Raw genomic sequence first — 17,760 nt, 5'->3', positions numbered from 1 at the left:
CTCCCCTCAGGCGTAGGTCTTGGCGTAGCCGTCCAGCGCTGCCTTGATCGCATCCTCAAGCTCGCCCGCCACCTTGCGGTCGTTCCTGGTCATGTCCTCAAGCAGATCGGCCTTCTGGTTGCGCAGATACTGGATCAGCCCCTGCTCCCACTTGGTCACGTCGCGGACCGGGATGCCGTCCAGATAGCCCTTGGTGCCGGCATAGATGACGATGACGATCTCGGCATTGGTCAGCGGCGAGTATTGCGGCTGCTTCATCAGCTCGGTCAGGCGGGCGCCGCGGTTCAGGAGCTTCTGCGTCGCGGCGTCGAGGTCCGAGCCGAACTGCGCGAAGGCCGCCATCTCGCGATACTGGGCCAGTTCCAGCTTGACCGGGCCGGCGACGGATTTCATCGCCTTGGTCTGGGCGGCCGAGCCGACGCGCGACACCGACAGGCCGGTGTTCACGGCCGGGCGGATGCCCTGGAAGAACAGTTCTGTTTCCAGGAAGATCTGGCCGTCGGTGATCGAGATCACGTTGGTCGGGATATAGGCCGACACGTCGCCCGCCTGGGTCTCGATGATCGGCAGCGCGGTCAGCGAGCCGCCGCCATTGGCCTCGTTCAGCTTGGCCGAACGCTCCAGCAGGCGCGAATGCAGGTAGAATACGTCGCCCGGATAGGCCTCGCGCCCCGGCGGGCGGCGCAGCAGCAGCGACATCTGGCGATAGGCCACGGCCTGTTTCGACAGGTCGTCATAGATGATCAGCGCATCCATGCCGTTGTCGCGGAAATACTCGCCCATGGCGGTCGCCGAATAGGGCGCCAGATACTGCATCGGCGCCGGGTCCGAGGCGGTCGCGGCCACGACGGTGGTGTAGGCCATGGCGCCGGTCTCTTCCAGCTTCTTCACCAGCTGGGCCACGGTCGAGCGCTTCTGGCCGACGGCGACATAGATGCAGTGCAGGGTCTTCATGCCATCGGCCTCGCGGCCGTTGTAGTTCGCCTGGTTCAGGATGGTGTCCAGCGCGATGGCGGTCTTGCCGGTCTGGCGGTCGCCGATGATCAGCTCGCGCTGGCCGCGGCCGACCGGGATCATGGCGTCCACCGATTTCAGGCCGGTCGCCATCGGCTCGTGCACCGATTTGCGCGGCATGATGCCAGGGGCCTTGACGTCGGCGATGCGGCGCTCCGAGGCGTTCAGCGGGCCCTTGCCGTCGATCGGGTTGCCAAGCGCATCCACGACGCGGCCCAGCAGCTCCTTGCCGGCGGGAACCTCCACGATGGCGCCGGTCCGCTTGACGGTGTCGCCTTCCTTGATGTCGCGGTCGTCGCCGAAGATCACGACGCCGACGTTGTCGGTTTCAAGGTTCAGCACCATGCCGCGGATGCCGCCCGGGAATTCGACCATCTCGCCGGCCTGAACCTTGTCCAGGCCATAGACGCGGGCGATGCCGTCACCGACGGACAGCACCTGCCCGACCTCGGCCACCTCGGCGTCCTGACCGAAATTCTTGATCTGATCCTTGAGGATGGCCGAGATTTCGGCTGCCTGGATTCCCATTATCCGACCTCTTTCATAGCATTCTGGAGGGAGGCGAGCTTCGAGCGGATCGAGCTGTCGATCATCTGCGAGCCCAGTTTGACGATCATGCCGCCGATGAGGCTTTCATCGACGCGCGCGTTCAGTTTGACCTTCTTGCCCGATTTCGCGGCCAGCGTGTCCGCAAGGCGGGTCTTCTGTTCGTCGCTCAGCGCCTGGGCGCTGACCACGTCGGCGGTGACTTCGCCCTTGGCGTCGGCGATCAGGCCGCGCAGCTTGGCCACGAACTGCGGCAGGGCGAACAGCCGGCGGTTCCGGGCCATCAGGCGCAGCGTGTTGGCCAGCTCGGCCGACAGGCCCATGCGCCCGGCCAGTGCGCCGATCGCGGCCTCCTGCTGCTGACGGTCGTAAAGGGGCGAGACGGTCAGAGCGCGCAGATCCTCGCTGGCGTCAAAGGCCGAGGCCAGATCGTCGATCTGGGCGGAGAGGGCGTCGAGGCCGCCCGAGTCCCGAACCAGATCGAACAGGGCCTGCGCGTAACGCCCGGCGATATCAGCGGAAATCGAAGCGGAATTGGCCACGGTCATCCTTCCGGTTAGCGCAAGCTCCGCTGGCGGGCCGGCTGGCGGGCCGGTCTGTCGCGGAGCGCGGGTCAAGGGTCGGCCCTAGCATGGATCGGGCTGAGGCCTTCCCGAAATCTGCGGCGTCTCTAGCAGGTGATTTTCCCTGCCGCAACCGCCTTGAACACGGAAATATGAGGCTTTGCGACCCTTGGCGGAGCGGCGCGGCGACCGATTGCGCAAACATGCGGCCCACCCCGCCCTTCGCGCGCGCGAACAGATTCCCTTTTTCCCATCCCGTCGTGTCCGAAAGGCACCGAGGCGGGCCCGCGCAGCTGCGCCTCGGCGCGCCGCAGCCGCCGGAACCGGGCCCGCGGCCCGGCCGGCGCGCGAACAGGATTCGCCGCCCCCTGCCCAACCCCCCGGGATTCGCCCGGAACCCGAGCAGCGCCGGCCCCGTCAGCCGGGATCCCGGGCCGTGCGTCCTGCGCCCTGCCCCGCCGGCCGCGGCCGGGCGATCCCCTCCAGAACGTCGAGCGGGCTTGGCACGCTGACACGCCGTCCGGGCCCGACCGGCGCCTGCACCTGCTTGGAAAACTCGGTCAGCACCACCCCCGCCACCAGCACCTGGCTGATGCGCAGGCCGGCCCGCTCCCACATCTGCGCGCTTTTCAGCCAGAAGCGGCGGTCCGAGGGCGGGATGTAGAGCGCCGCGCCCGTGCGTTCGGTGACGAAGCCGGCGGCGCGCGCCTGCACCTCGAGCTGGCCCGCCGTATAGCTGCGGCCAAGGCCGAAGGGCGTGGACTCGGACCGTGCCCAGAGCCCGGCCCGGTTCGGCACCATGGCCAGCATCCGCCCCCCCGGCCCCAAGACACGCCAGGCCTCGTCCAGCAGCACCGCCGGATGGTCCGCCGTCTCCAGCGCATGCAGCAGCACCAGCCGGTCGACGCTGCCGGTATCCAGCGGCCAGGCCGTCTCCTCGCACAGCACCGAGCAGTTCGGCATCCCGGCCGGCCAGGCCATCACCCCCTGCGGCCCCGGCATCAGCGAAACCACCCGCCGCGCCCGCGCCAGATAGGGCCGCATCAGCGGCGCGGCGAAGCCGAAGCCGGCGACCGTCATGCCCTGCGTCTGCTCCGGCGGCCACAGCGCCGTCAGCCGGTCGCGCAGCACGCGCTGCACCACCCGGCCCAGGGCGCGGGTGTAGTAGAATTTCCGCAGCTCGAACACGTCGTGATGCATTGCGCCTCCGGCCTCCCGGGGCCAGACTGCGGCAAAGAGAGGAGTTTGCCAATGCCGCTGGAGCTGGTTCCCGTCCGCTGCCTGACCGACAACTATGCCTGGCTGCTGCACGGAAACGGGCAGACGGCGCTGGTCGATGCGCCCGAGGCCGCGCCCATCCTGCAGGAGCTGCAGGCGCGTGGCTGGTCGCTGGACCAGATCGCGCTGACCCATCACCATGCCGACCACATCCAGGCCGTGCCCGAGCTGGTCGGGAAAACCGGCGCGCAGGTGATCGGCAATGCCGATGACGCCGCCCGCCTGCCGCCGCTGGACCGCCCGGTCCGCCCCGGCGAGCGTTTCGCCCTGTGCGGCGAGACGGCCGAGGTCCTCGACGTCTCCGGCCATACCGTCGGCCATGTCGCCTTCCACCTGCCGGGCTCGGCCATGGTCTTCACCGCCGACAGCCTGATGGCGCTCGGCTGCGGCCGGCTGTTCGAGGGCGATGCGGAAATGATGTGGGCCTCGCTGTCGCGGCTGAATGCGCTGCCGGCCGAGACGCTGGTCTGCTCGGGCCACGATTATTGCCGCGGCAATGGCGCCTTCGCCCTTTCGGTCGATCCCGACAATGCCGCGCTGCAGAAAAGACTGGCCGAAACCGCCTCGGGCGCCCGGCCCTGCGCGCCCTCGACCCTGGCCGAGGAACGGGCGACGAATCCCTTCCTGCGAGTCGCGGAACTTGCTGATTCCCTTGGATTGTCCGGGGAAACCGATGCCCGGGTCTTTGCCGAGCTGCGCGCCAGGAAGGACCGATTCTGAACCATTTCTGCAACGCGGCAAGATTATTCGGCGGCAGGCCGGCCCCGCGCGCGGCCGGTCGCCTGCGCCGGACCATCTGCTTGAAATCTGGCCACGGGGATATCACATCTGCCTCAACCGCGGGAAAATCCGCAGGCGTAAAAGCAAATACCGCTTGAATTGCGGCCAAATCCACCAAATCTTAACTGTATCGTGACAGTCTGGTCAGGTGGACCGCTAAATCTGGCGGCCCATACCGCCAGCCGACTGACAGGAGCTTGAAGTGCCGTCCTTTTCGACCTCGTTGGAACAGGCCATCCATGCCGCGCTTGCGCTGGCCAACGAACATCGCCATGAGCTTGCCACGCTCGAGCACCTGCTGCTCGCGCTGACGGAGGAGCCCGATGCCGTGAAGGTAATGCGGGCCTGCAATGTCGATCTGGACGAGTTGCGCCGGATGCTGGTCGAGTTCATCGAAGACGACCTTTCGACCCTCATCACCGATGTCGAGGGTTCCGAGGCCGTCCCCACCGCCGCATTCCAGCGCGTGATCCAGCGCGCCGCGATCCATGTCCAAAGCTCGGGGCGGACCGAGGTGACGGGGGCCAATGTCCTTGTCGCCATCTTCGCCGAGCGGGAATCGAACGCCGCCTTCTTCCTGCAAGAGCTGGACATGACCCGCTACGACGCGGTGAACTTCATCGCCCATGGCGTCGCCAAGAACCCGTCCTTCTCGGAAAACCGCCCGGTGCAGGGCTCCGAGCAGCAGGGCGAACAGGCCCAGGCCGAACAGGTGCAGGCCAAGGACGAATCCGCGCTGGCGAAATATTGCGTGAACCTGAACAAGAAGGCCTCCAAGGGCGATGTCGATCCGCTGATCGGCCGCGCCGACGAGGTCGAGCGCTGCATCCAGGTGCTCTGCCGCCGGCGCAAGAACAACCCGCTGCTGGTCGGCGATCCGGGGGTCGGCAAGACCGCCATCGCCGAGGGCCTGGCGCTCAAGATCACCCGCGGCGAGACGCCGGACGTGCTGGCCGGCTCGACCATCTTCTCGCTCGACATGGGCGCGCTGCTGGCCGGCACCCGCTATCGCGGCGATTTCGAGGAGCGGCTGAAAGCGGTGGTCAAGGAGCTGGAAGAGCATCCCGACGCCATCCTCTTCATAGACGAGATCCATACCGTGATCGGCGCCGGCGCCACCTCGGGCGGCGCCATGGACGCCTCGAACCTGCTGAAGCCGGCGCTGGCCGGCGGCAAGCTGCGCTGCATGGGCTCGACCACCTACAAGGAGTTCCGCCAGCATTTCGAAAAGGACCGCGCGCTGTCGCGCCGCTTCCAGAAGATCGACGTGAACGAGCCGACCGTGCCCGACACGATCAAGATCCTGATGGGGCTGAAGCCCAGCTTCGAAAAGCATCACGATCTGCGCTATACCAATGACGCGATCAAGATGGCGGTCGAGCTCTCGGCCCGCTACATCCACGACCGCAAGCTGCCCGACAAAGCCATCGACGTGATCGACGAGGCCGGCGCGGCGCAGCATCTGGTCAGCGAAAGCAAGCGCCGCAAGACCATCGGCCCGAAGGAGATCGAGGCCGTGGTGGCCAAGATCGCCCGCATCCCGCCGAAAAGCGTCTCCAAGGACGATGCGGCGGTGCTCAAGGACCTCGACGCGACGCTCAAGCGCCTGGTCTTCGGCCAGGATGCGGCGATCGAGGCGTTGTCCTCGGCGATCAAGCTGGCCCGGGCCGGACTGCGCGAGCCGGAAAAGCCGATCGGCAACTATCTCTTCGCCGGCCCCACCGGCGTCGGCAAGACCGAGGTCGCCAAGCAGCTGGCCGCGACCCTCGGCGTCGAGCTGCTGCGTTTCGACATGTCCGAATACATGGAGAAACATGCGGTCAGCCGGCTGATCGGCGCGCCTCCGGGCTATGTGGGCTTCGACCAGGGCGGGCTTCTGACCGACGGGGTGGACCAGCATCCGCATTGCGTGCTGCTGCTGGACGAGATCGAAAAGGCGCATCCGGATGTCTACAACATCCTGCTGCAGGTCATGGACCACGGCAAGCTCACCGACCATAACGGCCGCCAGGTGGATTTCCGCAACGTGATCCTGATCATGACCTCGAACGCGGGGGCGGCGGACCAGGCCAAGGCCGCCTTCGGCTTCGGCCGCGAGCGCCGCGAGGGCGAGGATACCGCCGCCATCGAGCGCACCTTCACGCCGGAATTCCGCAACCGGCTGGATGCGGTGATCAGCTTCGCGCCGCTCTCGCGCGAGATCATCGTCCAGGTGGTCGAGAAGTTCGTCCTCCAGCTCGAGGCGCAGCTGATCGACCGCGGCGTGCATATCGAGCTGACGCCGGAAGCCGCCGACTGGCTGGCCGAACGCGGCTATGACGAGAAGATGGGCGCCCGCCCGCTGGGCCGGGTGATCCAGGAATCGATCAAGAAACCGCTGGCCGAGGAACTTCTGTTCGGCCGCCTGACCAAGGGCGGCGTGGTCCGGGTGAGGATTGAGGACGACAAGCCCGTCTTCGACATCACCGGACCCGAAACGCCCAGGATCAGCAATTCCAAGCCGCCGCTGCTGACGGCGGACTGATACCGCCCAAAGCCTTTGGGGCGGCGCCTCGCGCGCCGCCTTTTTCTTGCGCATCCCGGCCGACCGCCTGCTTCTTTCTTGCCGAAATATCCCGGGGGTCCGGGGGCGGCGCCCCCGGTGCGGCGGAAAAAGCCCGCGCGGTCCGCCAAAGCCAGGCCGGCCTCAGCCCTTCGCCTTGCCTTCCTTGATCTTCGCCGCCAGTTCCTTGGCGATGGCGAAACTGCCCTTGATGCGGTCGGCATCCGTCGGCCAGTCGCGCAGGACGACGATCCGGTTGTCGGTGACCTTGGCCTGGCCGCGCTGGTCGTGGATGAACTCGACCAGCCCGGCCGGATTGGGGAACTTGTCGCCGTGGAACTGGATGGTCGCGCCCTTCGGCCCCGCGTCCAGCTTGGCGATGTTCGCGCGCTTGGCCATGGCCTTGATGCGGATGACCAGCAGAAGGGTGTTCACCTCGCGCGGCAGCGGGCCGAACCGGTCGATCAACTCGGCGGCGAAGCCTTCCAGCTCCACCTTTGTGGTCAGTTCGGCCAGCCGGCGATAAAGGCCCAGCCGCACGTCCAGGTCGGGCACATAGCTTTCGGGAATCGTCACCGGCACGCCCAGGTTCAGCTGCGGTGCCCATTCGTCCTCGGGCGTGCCCTCGATCTCGCCGGATTTCAGCTTGGCGATGGTCTCCTCCAGCATCTGCTGGTAAAGCTCGAAGCCCACCTCCTTGATATGGCCGGACTGTTCCTCGCCCAGCAGGTTCCCGGCGCCGCGCAGGTCCAGGTCCTGCGAGGCGAGGTTGAAGCCGGCGCCGAGGCTGTCGATGGAACCCAGGAACTTCAGCCGCCGCATCGCCTGGGGCGTCAGCGGCACGCGCGGCTTGGTGGTCAGGTAGCAATAGGCCCGGGTCTTGGAACGCCCCACCCGGCCGCGGATCTGGTAAAGCTGCGCCAGGCCGAACATGTCGGCGCGCCAGACCACCATGGTGTTCGCGGTCGGAATATCCAGCCCCGATTCCACGATGGTCGTCGCCAGCAGCACATCCGCCCCTCGGTCGTAAAAGGCGTTCATGCGCCGGTCCAGGTCGCCCGCCGCCAGCTGGCCATGGGCGACGATGGTGCTGACCTCGGGGACGTGTTCCTTCAGCCACTCCTCGACCTCGGGCAGGTCCGAGAGGCGCGGGACGACGAAGAAGCTCTGCCCGCCGCGATATTTCTCGCGCAGCAGCGCCTCGCGGATGGTCACGCTGTCGAACTCCGATACGTAGGTGCGGATCGACAGCCGGTCCACCGGCGGCGTGCCAATGATCGACAGGTCCCGCACCCCGGTCAGCGACAGTTGCAAGGTCCGCGGGATCGGCGTCGCGGTCAGGGTCAGGACGTGGATGTCGCTGCGCAGCTCCTTCAGCCGCTCCTTGTGGGCGACGCCGAAATGCTGCTCCTCATCGACGATCAGCAACCCGAGATTCTTGAACCGCACCTGCTTCGACAGCACGGCATGGGTGCCGACGACGATGTCGACCGTGCCCTCGGCCAGGCCCTTGCGGGTCTCGGCCGCGTCTTTCGCCGAGACGAAGCGCGACAGCGGCCGGACATTGATCGCGGTGCCGCGGAAGCGCTCGGCGAAGGTGCGGAAATGCTGGCGCGCCAGCAGCGTGGTCGGCGCCACCACCGCGACCTGCCGGCCCTGCGAGGCGGCGATGAAGGCGGCGCGCATGGCGACCTCGGTCTTGCCGAAGCCCACGTCGCCAACGACCAGCCGGTCCATCGGCCGGCCGGCGGCCAGATCCTCGGCCACGTCGGCGATGGCGCTGGCCTGGTCCTCGGTCTCGGCATAGGGAAAGCGGGCGGCGAAGCTTTCGATCTCGTGATGCTCGGGTTCCAGCACCGGGGCGGGCCGCAGCAGACGCTCGGCCGCGACGCGCATCAGCCGGTCGGCGATCAGCTTGATCCGTTCCTTCAGCCGCGCCTTGCGCGCCTGCCAGGCGCCGCCGCCCAGCTTGTCGAGCAGCCCCTCCTCATGCCCGTAGCGGCTGAGCAGCTCGATATTCTCGACCGGCAGGTAAAGCCGGTCGCCGCCGGCATATTCCAGCGCCACGCAATCATGCGGCACGCCAAGCGCCTTGACGGTTTCCAGCCCGGTATAGCGGCCGATGCCGTGCTCGACATGCACGACCAGGTCGCCGGGGGTCAGCGTGGTGGTGTCGCGCAGGAAATTCTCGGCCTTGCGGCGCCGTTTCGCGCCCCGGATCAGCCGGTCGCCCAGCACGTCCTGTTCCGAGATCACCGCAAGCGCGCCGGTCGCCGCGCCGTCCGAGGTGAAGCCCTCCTCCAGCGGCCAGACTGCCAGACCCAGCGCGCCGGGCTGGCCGGGCAGGTCGCGCAGGTCGGCGATGGGCTTGGCGCCCTTGATGCCCTCGTCCGCGATCAGCCCGGCAAGCCGTTCGCGCGCGCCTTCCGAGAAACTGGCGATCACCACCCGGCGCGAAGCTTGAAGGCTTCGAATATGATCGGCGAGCGCCTTGAAAAGGTTTCCCTTCTCGGCCTGCCGCTCGGGCGCGAAGCTACGACCGACCCGGCCGCCGGCATCCAGCACCCCGGGGCCGGGGGGCTGCGGCAGCACCGACAGGCGCAGCACCCGATGCGCGGCCAGCCAGCGCGACCATTCGGCCTCGTCCGGGAACATCTCGGCGGGCGGGACCGGGCGATAGACCGTGTCGGTGCCCCCCTTGCGGGCCAGCGCCTCACGCCGGGCCTCGAACTGTTCCGAGATCGTGTGCCAGCGCGCGTCGCGGACCTGGTCCAGATGGTCGTCGGCCACCACCGAGGCGTCGGGAAGGTAGTCGAACAGGCTTTCCAGCCGGGCATGGAACCAGGGCAGCCAATGCTCCATGCCCGCCATCTTGCGGCCGGCGCTGATGCCTTCGTAAAGCGGATCGTTGGCGGCGGCGCCGTATTCCACGCGGTAGTTCTGGCGAAAACGGGTGATGGCGGCTTCGTCCAGGATCACCTCGGACATGGGCGCAAGCTCGATCCGGTCGAGCTTTTCGATGGAACGCTGTGTTTCCGCGTCGAATCTGCGCGCGCCCTCTAACACGTCGCCGAACATGTCCAGCCGGATCGGCCCGGATTCGCCGGGCGGGAAGATGTCGATGATGCCGCCCCGGACCGCGAAATCGCCGGGCTCGGTCACGGTCGGGGCCTGGGAAAATCCCATGCGGGCCAGGAAGGCGCGCAACGCGGCCTCGTCCATGCGGTCGCCCACGGCGGCCGAGAATCCGGCGTCGCGCAGCGCCTCGCGCGCGGGCACGCGCTGCATCGCGGCCGACAGCGTGGTCAGCAGCACGAAGGGTCCCTTCAGCGCGCCATGCGCCAGCGCCGTCAGCACCGCCATGCGCGCCGCCATCACCCCGGCGGCGGGCGAGACCCGGTCATAGGGCGTGGTGTCCCAGGCCGGAAACTCCAGCACCGCGGCCGTTGGCGCGAAGAATCCCAGCGCCGCCCGCATCGCGGCCATGCGCCGGTCGTCGCGGGCGATGTGGATGACGGGATTGCCGCGAGCCAGTTCGCGCGCGACCAGCGCGGCGTCCATGCCTTCGGGCGCGCCGGACAGGATCAGGTGTTCGGGATGCGGTGCCATGCGCCCCGAGGTAAAGCCGGCACGGGCGAAGTCAAGACCGGTTCAGAACCCGAAGGGATGCGCGATCATCCAGACCGCGCCGTAGAAGGCGGTCAGCGCCACGGCCAGGATCGACATCGCCACGATCACCGCCCTGTGGCGGCGCATCAGCCGCGCGGCCTCGGCCCCGGCCTCGTTCACCGGCTGGCCGACCTCGGCGCGGGCCAGCACCGCGCGCAGCCGCCGCGCCAGCCGCAGTTCCAGCGCGAAAAGCAGTGCGAAGGGCAGGACCAGCAGCACCAGCGCCTGCGCCATCTCAAGCCCGTAGCCGAAGCCCAGGATGGCCAGCGTCGTCAGCAGGAACGAGCCCAGCCCCAGGAGGATCGCGCCTTCGCGCCGGTCGACGCGCCAGCGCGGCAGGGTCAGCGACAGCCAGTCGAGCAGCGTCAGCGCCGCCGGATCGTCCTCGGGGCCCGGCTCGGCGCCGATGGCCCCCGCGATCACGTCCGAGGGCACGCCGAGAATGCGTCGCCCCGCCATGGTCCAGGCCAGAGTCAGGATCACCCAGAACCAGATCGAGCCGAAGGATCGGCTGTCCAGCAGGGCGAGGATTCCCTCGGGTCGGAGCACGTCTTCTCCTTGCATCGGTTGCGACAGGCAAACTAACCGGGCGTGACGCAAAGGAAAACCACGATTTTCCACCACCGGCGGCGGAGGGCGCCACGGGGGTTGCACGCTGCCGGCCCAGGGTGCAGTTTCGGGTCCAGATCCCCGCAGCCACAGGCCCCGCCATGTCCCCGACCCCGATCGCCGCCCCCTTCCCCGCCGCCCGCCTGCGCCGGCTGCGCCGCACGCCGGCGCTGCGCGCCATGGTGACCGAGGTGAACCTGACCCCCGCCAACCTGATCTGGCCGATCTTCGTGACCGAGATCGCCGGCGGCGAGGGCGAGATCCCCTCGATGCCCGGGGTCGAGCGGCTGACGCTGGACGGCGCGAAGCGCGCCGCGGAAACCGCGATGCGGCTGGGCATCCCGGCGATCTGCATCTTTCCGCATTCCGATCCGGACCTGAAGACCGAGAGCTGCGAGCGCGCCTGGGACCCCGAGAACATCGGCAACCGCGCCATCCGCGCCATCAAGCAGGTCGCGCCCGAGCTGGCGGTGATGACCGACGTCGCGCTGGACCCCTATAACGCCAACGGCCATGACGGGCTGGTGCGCGACGGCGTGATCCTGAACGACGAGACGGTCGAGGCGCTCGGCCGCATGGCGCTGGTTCAGGCCGAGGCGGGGGCGGATATCCTGGGCCCCTCGGACATGATGGACGGGCGCATCGGCGCCTTGCGCGGCCTGCTGGAGGCGAACGGCCACAAGGACGTGGCGATCCTGTCCTATGCGGCGAAATTCGCCAGCGGCTTCTATGGCCCGTTCCGCGACGCGGTGGGCGCCTCGGGGCGGCTGGTGGGCGACAAGAAGACCTATCAGGTGAACCCGGCGAACCGCGAGGAGGCGATGCGCTGCGTCGCCCGCGACCTCTCCGAGGGCGCCGACATGGTCATGGTCAAGCCCGGCATGCCCTATCTGGACATCTGCCGCATGGTCAGGGACCAGTTCGCGGCGCCGACCTTCGCCTATCAGGTCAGCGGCGAATACGCGATGATCGAGGGCGCGATCCGCAACGGCTGGCTGTCGCGCGATGTGGTGGCCGAAAGCCTGCTCGCCTTCCGCCGCGCCGGCTGCGACGGCATCCTGACCTATTACGCGCCGCAGATCGCCGAAAGGCTGGCATGAGGGCGGGCGGTCCTTTATCATCGCCGCCTTGACAGGCGGGCCAGCCGCCGAACAGGAACGAGGGCGAAAGATGATGAATTCCAGAGGGATGAGCCGGCGCCTTGTGCTGCGGGGCGGCCTGCTGCTGGGCGGCGCGGCGCTGGGGCTTGCGGGCTGCTCGAACGCGGTCGGGCAGGACGCGCCCTCGCGGCTGGACGCGCGGGTGGATGCGACGCGGGACTTCCTGCTGCGCAGCTATCCCAATGTCGCGCCCATGGTGCAGAACGCCAAGGGCGTGCTTTACATGCCGCTGATGACCGAGGCGGGATTCGGCGTCGGCGGCGCCTACGGCCAGGGCGCGCTGCGCATCAACAACGTGACGGTGGACTATTATTCAGCGACCCAGGCCAGTGTCGGCCTGCAGATCGGCGCCCAGCAATATGCGCATGTGCTGATCTTCCAGACCGATGCGGCGCTGGCCGATTTCCGCAAGGCGCCCGGCTGGGTGGCCGAGGCCGGGGCCTATTACGCCCTGCCCGCCGGCGGCGTCTCGATGGGCACCGACACCATCACCTCGCAGCAGCCGGTGGTGGCGATGGTCTTCGGCCAGTCCGGGCTGATGGCCGGCGCCTCGATCGCCGGGACGAAATACACCCGCATCATCCCCTCGACCTTCTGAGGCCGCGGCCCGCAGCCGGAATCGGAAAGGCCGGGCGCCCTGCCCGGCCTTTTGTGCTTCAGCTGCCGTGGATGATGCGCACGTAGTTGCGCGTCTCGCGATAGGGCGGCACGCCGCCGTATTTCGCCACCGCCGCCGGCCCGGCGTTATAGGCCGCCAGGGCCAGCCGCCAGTTGCCGAAGGTGTTGTACATCATGCGCAGATAGCGCGCGCCGCCTTCCAGGTTCTGGATCGGGTCGTTCGGATCGACGCCCAGCTTGGCGGCGGTGCCCGGCATCAGCTGCGCCAGCCCCCGCGCGCCCTTGTGCGAGCGCGCCGAGGGGTTCCAGCCCGATTCCTGCTGCACCAGCCGCAGGAACAGGTCCTCGGGGATGCCGTGCTTTCGGGCCATGGCGCGGGCATGGGGCAGATACTGGCTGCGCCGGTTGCCGTTATAGGCGGGAACTGCGGTCGGCAGGTCCAGCTCGACCACGCTCTTGGTCGAGGTGCCGCCTGGGCGCAGCCGCGCCGATTGCTGGTATTGCCCGGCCAGGCGCGAATCCATCAGCCGGGTCTGGCGCTCGAACTGCGCCAGCCGCGACTTGCCGCTTTTCGCCTGCAGCCGCAGCCCATCGGCCGCGGCGGGAACGGCCAGCCCGGCCGAAATCGTCAGGGCCATCGCGGCCCGGCCAAACTGGCGCAGCATCGCCCGATTGCGTGAAAGCATCTCTGGTCCCTCATGCATGCCGTCGTCTTTTTTTGTGCGGCACTATAGCGCAAAGCCGGGCGGGCGCCGCAAGAGGATTCCTTGACGCGGCCGACGCCGGAATCTTCGGCGGATTTCCGCCGATATCCTCTTCCGCTCGCCGGCGCGCTACCTTAAGCAGGGCCTCCGCGCTACACCTCCGCGCAAGACAACCCCAACGAAAAGGACCCGCAGCATGGCAGGCAGCGTGAACAAGGTGATCCTGGTCGGCAATCTGGGTCAGGACCCGGAAGTCCGCACCTTCCCCAGCGGCGGCAAGGTTGCCAACCTGCGCATCGCGACGTCCGAAACCTGGAAGGACCGCAATACCGGCGAGCGGCGCGAGCGCACGGAATGGCATACGGTGGCGATCTATTCCGAGCCGCTGGTCCGCGTGGCCGAGCAATATCTGAAAAAGGGCTCCAAGGTTTATGTCGAGGGCCAGCTGGAAACCCGCAAATGGCAGGACCAGAGCGGCAACGACCGCTATTCGACCGAGGTCGCCCTGCGCCCCTTCCGCAGCGAGCTGCACATGCTTGACGGCCGCGGCGCCGGCGGCGGTGGCCGCGACGAGGGCTATGGCGGCGGCAGCTACGGGGGCGGCGGCTATGGCGGCGGCGCCTCCTCGGGCGGCAGCGCGTCCGGCGGCGGGCAGTCGCAGAACCGTCCCGAATTCGACGACGACATCCCGTTCTGATCGCGGATGCCAAATCCGGTCCCACGAATCCCGGCCCCTCGCGGCCGGGATTTTCCGTTTCAGAACCGGCTCAGCAGGTCCGAGCGGAACGAGGCATCCAGCCGGCGCATGTAGCTTTCGGCGCAGCACATGTGATCGTGCATGATCCGGGCGGCGGCATCGCCGTCCTCGGCGCGGAAGGCGGCCAGCAGCTGCCGGTGGCTTTCGATATTCGCCTCGCCGAAGATCTCGTGCTCGCGCATGCTTTCGCTGCGATAGCTGACCAGATCGCGCAGCATGCTGTTCAGGAAGCGGCACATGAAGACCAGGATCACGTTGTCCGAGGCCTCGCAGAGAATGTCGTGGAACTCGGTCTCGGCCCGGCGCACCACGGCGCGGTCCTGCGCCGCGTTCGCCGCTTCGCAAATGCGGATGTTCTCTTCCAGGCGGCGGAAATGCGCCTCGGTCAGCTTGCCGATGACGTTGCGGGCCAGGCTGACCTCCAGCGACTGGCGCAGCTCGTAGACCTGGGCGAAGTCGATCTTCTGGAAATGCAGGTATTGCCGCAGCTGCTGGGTGACGATGTCGATCGAGGCGGGCTGGATCTCGGGCCCGCCGTTCGGACCCGAGAGCATGCGCACCAGCCCCTCGACCTCCAGCGCCTTCAGCGCCTCGCGGATGGTGCCTTTCGAGCAGCCGTAATGCTCCATCAGCGCGCGCTCGTGCGGCAGGCGGTCGCCGGGCAGCAACCCGTCGCGGGCGATGCGGCGGCGGATGTCCTCGGCCACCTGGTCCGACAGCTTGATGCGGGTAAGCCTGCGTTCCTTGCCTGCCGGCGCGTCCTGATCCATGCGGTCCTTCAGCCTTGCCAGATTGTCCCGGGGTCCAGCGGATATATGGGCCGGGCGAGTTTTTTGAAAGCGAACAGATCGTAATCCGAAGCGGTTACGCCCGAGCTTGCGCATTCCACCACGGCTTGCGCAAGCGGCTCGAAGACCGGGCGGCAATACATGCGCGATTTCAGGTGCAGGAAGCGCGCCTGCGCGGCGTCGAGGCCCACACAGGAAAAACAGCCCAGGTCCAGCGGCTCGTGCGGCTGCTCGCAGATGACGATGCGGGCGGCGCCGGTGTCGAAGGCGGCGGCGCGGCCCATCGACAGCTCCTGCCCGTGATAGATCGGCCCGGAGACGCGATAGCATCCCTCCGACAGCGCCGCGACCCGGCCCGTCAGCCGCAGCGGCGGGCGCGGCGCGGGCAGTCCCTCGGCCGGGGTCTTGTTGCCCAGCCGGATCTCGACCTCGGCCCCCTCGCCCGCCGCGAAAAGCCGGGCCACGGTCTCGGGATCGGCAATCGGGCCGACCATGATCCCGTCATGGCCGGCGGCCAGCAGCGCCTCCAGCACGTCCATCACGTCGCAGCTGCCGCCCGACATGCAATTGTCGCCATGATCCAGCAGCAGCACCGGCGCCGAACCGTCCGCCAGTGCGGCGGCGCGGGCAATGGATTGCGCCAGAGGCTCCTCGGCATAGACATATTCGGCGCGCCGCCGCCATGCCTCGCGGCCCAGTTCCCGCGCGACCTCGCGGGCAAGCTCGGGCGTGTCGGCGACGGTGACGATGGACAGGCCGGTCTCGGCCAGGTCCGAGATCGGAAAGCCGCCGAAGACCGTCACCGCCTGCACGCCCGGCCGCGCCTCGGCCCGCCGCGCCAGCGCGATCAGGTCAGTCATGGCGCAATCGGTCGTGGTGTTCATGCACAGCGTCGCCGCCAGCATCGGCGGATGGCACAGCGCCATGGCCGGGCGCGCTGCGCCGGAGAGGAGCGGCTGGAACAGGCGCAGCACATGCTCGCCCGTCTCGACCATGTCCACATGCGGGTAGGTCTTGAAGCCGACGATCACGTCGCAATGCTCCAGCATCGCTTGGGTAATGTTGCCATGCAGGTCCAGCGCCACGCCGATGGGCACGCCCGGCGCGGCGGCGCGGACCCGGCGCAGAAGCTCGCCCTCGCCATCGTCATGGCTGCGGGTGACCATGGCGCCGTGCAGATCCAGCAGAATGCCGTCGCAACCCTTCTCGACCGCCGCGAGGATCGCCTGCGCCATGGCCTCGAAGGCCTCGTCCTCGACGGGCCCCGAGGGCATGGCATGGGCGATCAACGGCACCTCCACCGCGGCGCCGATGCGGCGGGCGAAGGCGTGGAAGGCGCCGATGGCGGCCGGATAGTTCCCGGCCGCGGCCAGCGCCTCCTCGCCCCATTTCGGGGCGAAGGCGGCCAGCGGCGTCTTGACGGGCGAGAAGCTGTTGGTCTCGTGGTTCAGCCGGGCCAGGACAAGGCGGGTCATGCGGCGGCCTCCTTGCGGGCCTCGGCCATGCGGCGGTCATAGTCCAGAACCGCCTCCAGCAGCACCTGCGCGCCGGCGGCGCATTCCTCGGGCTGGGTCGATTCCGCGGGATTGTGGCTCAGCCCGTCCTTGCACGGCACGAAGATCATCGTCGTCGGCGCCGCCGCTGCGGCATGGGCGGCGTCATGGCCGGCGCCCGAGATGATGTCGCGCGTCGCATAGCCCGCCGCCTGCGCCCCCGCCCTGACCGAGGCGATGCATTCGGCGTCGAAAACCACCGGCGCGGTGCGCGAGATCTGCTCCAGCCGGCTTTCCAGCCCGACCGCTTGGGCGGCATCCCGCACCAGTTCCTCGACCTCGGCCTGCATCCGATCCAGCACCGCGTCCGAAGGATGGCGCAGGTCGATGGTGGCGCGCACCTGGCCGGGGATCACGTTATGCGAATTCGGGGCGATTTCCAGAAAGCCGATGCTGCCCACCGCGTCCTCATACGCCTTGGCGATGCGGTCGATGCCCTCGATCACCCGCGCCATGCCCAGCAGCGCATTGCGGCGCATCCCCATCGGGGTCGAGCCGGTATGCGCCGCCGTGCCGGTCAGGGTCAGGTCGAACCAGCGCATCCCCTGGATGCCCTGCACCACGCCGATCTGCGCGCCCTCGGCCTCGAGGATCGGGCCCTGCTCGATATGCAGCTCGAACATGGCGCCGAAGCGGACCGACCCCGCCTTGGCCTCGCCGCGATAGCCGATGCGGTCGAGGCTGGCGCCGAAGCTGTCGCCGCGGGCGTCCACCCGCCCGTCGCCATAGTCGCGGCTGTAGACCCCGGCCCAGATGCCCGAGCCGAGCATGGCCGGCGAAAAGCGCGAGCCCTCCTCGTTGGTCCAGTTGACCAGCATCAAGGGCGCCTCGGTCTGGTAGCCGGCGGCGTCGAGCGTGCGCAGCACCTCAAGCCCGGCCAACACCCCCAGCACGCCGTCGAACTTGCCGCCCGTGGGCTGGGTATCCAGATGGCTGCCCATGGCGATGGCGGGCAGGTCCGCGCGGGCACCGGGACGGGTGGCGAACATGTTGCCGGCCTCGTCCACCACCATCTCCAGCCCCAGCGCGTCGCATTGGGCGCGCAGCCAGTCGCGCACGCGGCGATCCTCGTCCGAAAGCGTCAGGCGGGCGATGCCGCCATCGGGCGTGGCCCCGATCTGCGCCGTCTCCATCAGGCTGTCCCACAGCCGGGCAGCGTCTATATTCAGGTTGGACATG

Annotated in this window: 14 protein-coding genes; 5 read left to right on the top strand and 9 right to left on the bottom strand. The window is 68.4% G+C overall.

Annotated elements, in window-relative coordinates:
• Window positions 1-6: 6 nt before the first annotated feature.
• From atpA to LOS78_RS12560, 3 genes are all read right to left on the bottom strand, one after another.
• A complete protein-coding gene (gene atpA / locus LOS78_RS12570; RefSeq protein WP_028712158.1) occupies window positions 7-1,542 on the bottom strand; it encodes a F0F1 ATP synthase subunit alpha in 1,536 nt (511 codons plus the stop codon).
• The gene (locus LOS78_RS12565) at window positions 1,542-2,102 is read right to left on the bottom strand and encodes a F0F1 ATP synthase subunit delta (protein ID WP_198021811.1); all 561 of its coding nucleotides are present in this window, start codon (window positions 2,100-2,102) and stop codon (window positions 1,542-1,544) included. The genes atpA and LOS78_RS12565 overlap by 1 nt, the downstream gene beginning before the upstream one ends.
• A gap of 438 nt (window positions 2,103-2,540) precedes the next feature.
• A complete protein-coding gene (locus tag LOS78_RS12560; RefSeq protein ID WP_230378437.1) occupies window positions 2,541-3,323 on the bottom strand; it encodes a methyltransferase domain-containing protein in 783 nt (260 codons plus the stop codon).
• A gap of 51 nt (window positions 3,324-3,374) precedes the next feature.
• On the opposite strand from LOS78_RS12560, the gene gloB reads away from it, so the two are divergent.
• Both gloB and clpA read left to right on the top strand, forming a co-directional pair.
• Window positions 3,375-4,121 (top strand): hydroxyacylglutathione hydrolase, encoded by a 747-nt coding sequence (gene gloB / locus LOS78_RS12555; protein ID WP_028712161.1) that lies wholly within the window; start codon window positions 3,375-3,377, stop codon window positions 4,119-4,121.
• Window positions 4,122-4,383: 262 nt separating this feature from the next.
• The gene (gene clpA / locus LOS78_RS12550) at window positions 4,384-6,705 is read left to right on the top strand and encodes an ATP-dependent Clp protease ATP-binding subunit ClpA (protein WP_028712162.1); all 2,322 of its coding nucleotides are present in this window, start codon (window positions 4,384-4,386) and stop codon (window positions 6,703-6,705) included.
• Window positions 6,706-6,867: 162 nt separating this feature from the next.
• On the opposite strand, the gene mfd is transcribed toward clpA, so the two are convergent.
• A complete protein-coding gene (gene mfd, locus LOS78_RS12545) occupies window positions 6,868-10,332 on the bottom strand; it encodes a transcription-repair coupling factor (protein WP_230378436.1) in 3,465 nt (1,154 codons plus the stop codon).
• A 42-nt stretch (window positions 10,333-10,374) separates the two neighbouring features.
• Window positions 10,375-10,941 carry a hypothetical protein gene (locus LOS78_RS12540; RefSeq protein ID WP_230378435.1) on the bottom strand — a complete coding sequence of 189 codons (567 nt, stop codon included), beginning with the start codon at window positions 10,939-10,941 and terminating at the stop codon, window positions 10,375-10,377.
• Between the two features lie 161 nt (window positions 10,942-11,102).
• Between LOS78_RS12540 and hemB the strand changes: the two genes are divergently transcribed.
• Entirely contained in the window at window positions 11,103-12,101 is a 999-nt protein-coding gene (hemB, locus tag LOS78_RS12535) for a porphobilinogen synthase (RefSeq protein ID WP_230378434.1), read from the top strand.
• Window positions 12,102-12,189: 88 nt separating this feature from the next.
• The gene (locus LOS78_RS12530) at window positions 12,190-12,759 is read left to right on the top strand and encodes a YSC84-related protein (protein WP_198019317.1); all 570 of its coding nucleotides are present in this window, start codon (window positions 12,190-12,192) and stop codon (window positions 12,757-12,759) included.
• Between the two features lie 58 nt (window positions 12,760-12,817).
• Here the strand turns inward: LOS78_RS12530 and LOS78_RS12525 are convergent, their stop codons facing one another.
• On the bottom strand, window positions 12,818-13,465 hold the full coding sequence (locus tag LOS78_RS12525) for a lytic transglycosylase domain-containing protein (protein WP_028712167.1): 648 nt from the start codon (window positions 13,463-13,465) through the stop codon (window positions 12,818-12,820).
• Between the two features lie 214 nt (window positions 13,466-13,679).
• On the opposite strand from LOS78_RS12525, the gene ssb reads away from it, so the two are divergent.
• Window positions 13,680-14,180, top strand: coding sequence for a single-stranded DNA-binding protein (ssb, locus tag LOS78_RS12520; protein ID WP_028712168.1), 501 nt, complete (start codon window positions 13,680-13,682; stop codon window positions 14,178-14,180).
• A gap of 59 nt (window positions 14,181-14,239) precedes the next feature.
• Here the strand turns inward: ssb and LOS78_RS12515 are convergent, their stop codons facing one another.
• Genes LOS78_RS12515 through LOS78_RS12505 form a run of 3 tightly spaced genes read right to left on the bottom strand, consistent with a single transcriptional unit; the run spans window position 14,240 to window position 17,759 of the window.
• Entirely contained in the window at window positions 14,240-15,010 is a 771-nt protein-coding gene (locus tag LOS78_RS12515) for a FadR/GntR family transcriptional regulator (protein WP_230378433.1), read from the bottom strand.
• 8 nt (window positions 15,011-15,018) lie between these two features.
• Window positions 15,019-16,503, bottom strand: a complete 1,485-nt coding sequence (locus LOS78_RS12510) for a M81 family metallopeptidase (protein WP_230378432.1) — start codon at window positions 16,501-16,503, stop codon at window positions 15,019-15,021.
• The gene (locus LOS78_RS12505; protein WP_230378431.1) at window positions 16,500-17,759 is read right to left on the bottom strand and encodes a Zn-dependent hydrolase; all 1,260 of its coding nucleotides are present in this window, start codon (window positions 17,757-17,759) and stop codon (window positions 16,500-16,502) included. Before LOS78_RS12505 ends, LOS78_RS12510 begins: the two co-directional genes overlap by 4 nt.
• Window position 17,760 lies beyond the last annotated feature (1 nt).

The organism is Paracoccus sp. MA (genome assembly GCF_020990385.1).
Lineage (GTDB): Bacteria > Pseudomonadota > Alphaproteobacteria > Rhodobacterales > Rhodobacteraceae > Paracoccus.
The sequence above is the reverse complement of the archived record's forward strand: the minus strand, read 5'-3'. Positions and strand labels throughout refer to the sequence as shown.

What these genes read in the sequence shown, in the direction of transcription:
- atpA (WP_028712158.1), bottom strand. Translation starts at nt 1,542, where the DNA reads ATGGGAATCCAGGCAGCCGAAATCTCGGCCATCCTCAAGGATCAGATC.
- LOS78_RS12560 (WP_230378437.1), bottom strand. Translation starts at nt 3,323, where the DNA reads ATGCATCACGACGTGTTCGAGCTGCGGAAATTCTACTACACCCGCGCC.
- gloB (WP_028712161.1), top strand. Translation starts at nt 3,375, where the DNA reads ATGCCGCTGGAGCTGGTTCCCGTCCGCTGCCTGACCGACAACTATGCC.
- mfd (WP_230378436.1), bottom strand. Translation starts at nt 10,332, where the DNA reads ATGGCACCGCATCCCGAACACCTGATCCTGTCCGGCGCGCCCGAAGGC.
- hemB (WP_230378434.1), top strand. Translation starts at nt 11,103, where the DNA reads ATGTCCCCGACCCCGATCGCCGCCCCCTTCCCCGCCGCCCGCCTGCGC.
- LOS78_RS12530 (WP_198019317.1), top strand. Translation starts at nt 12,190, where the DNA reads ATGAGCCGGCGCCTTGTGCTGCGGGGCGGCCTGCTGCTGGGCGGCGCG.
- LOS78_RS12525 (WP_028712167.1), bottom strand. Translation starts at nt 13,465, where the DNA reads ATGCTTTCACGCAATCGGGCGATGCTGCGCCAGTTTGGCCGGGCCGCG.
- ssb (WP_028712168.1), top strand. Translation starts at nt 13,680, where the DNA reads ATGGCAGGCAGCGTGAACAAGGTGATCCTGGTCGGCAATCTGGGTCAG.
- LOS78_RS12515 (WP_230378433.1), bottom strand. Translation starts at nt 15,010, where the DNA reads ATGGATCAGGACGCGCCGGCAGGCAAGGAACGCAGGCTTACCCGCATC.
- LOS78_RS12510 (WP_230378432.1), bottom strand. Translation starts at nt 16,503, where the DNA reads ATGACCCGCCTTGTCCTGGCCCGGCTGAACCACGAGACCAACAGCTTC.
- LOS78_RS12505 (WP_230378431.1), bottom strand. Translation starts at nt 17,759, where the DNA reads ATGTCCAACCTGAATATAGACGCTGCCCGGCTGTGGGACAGCCTGATG.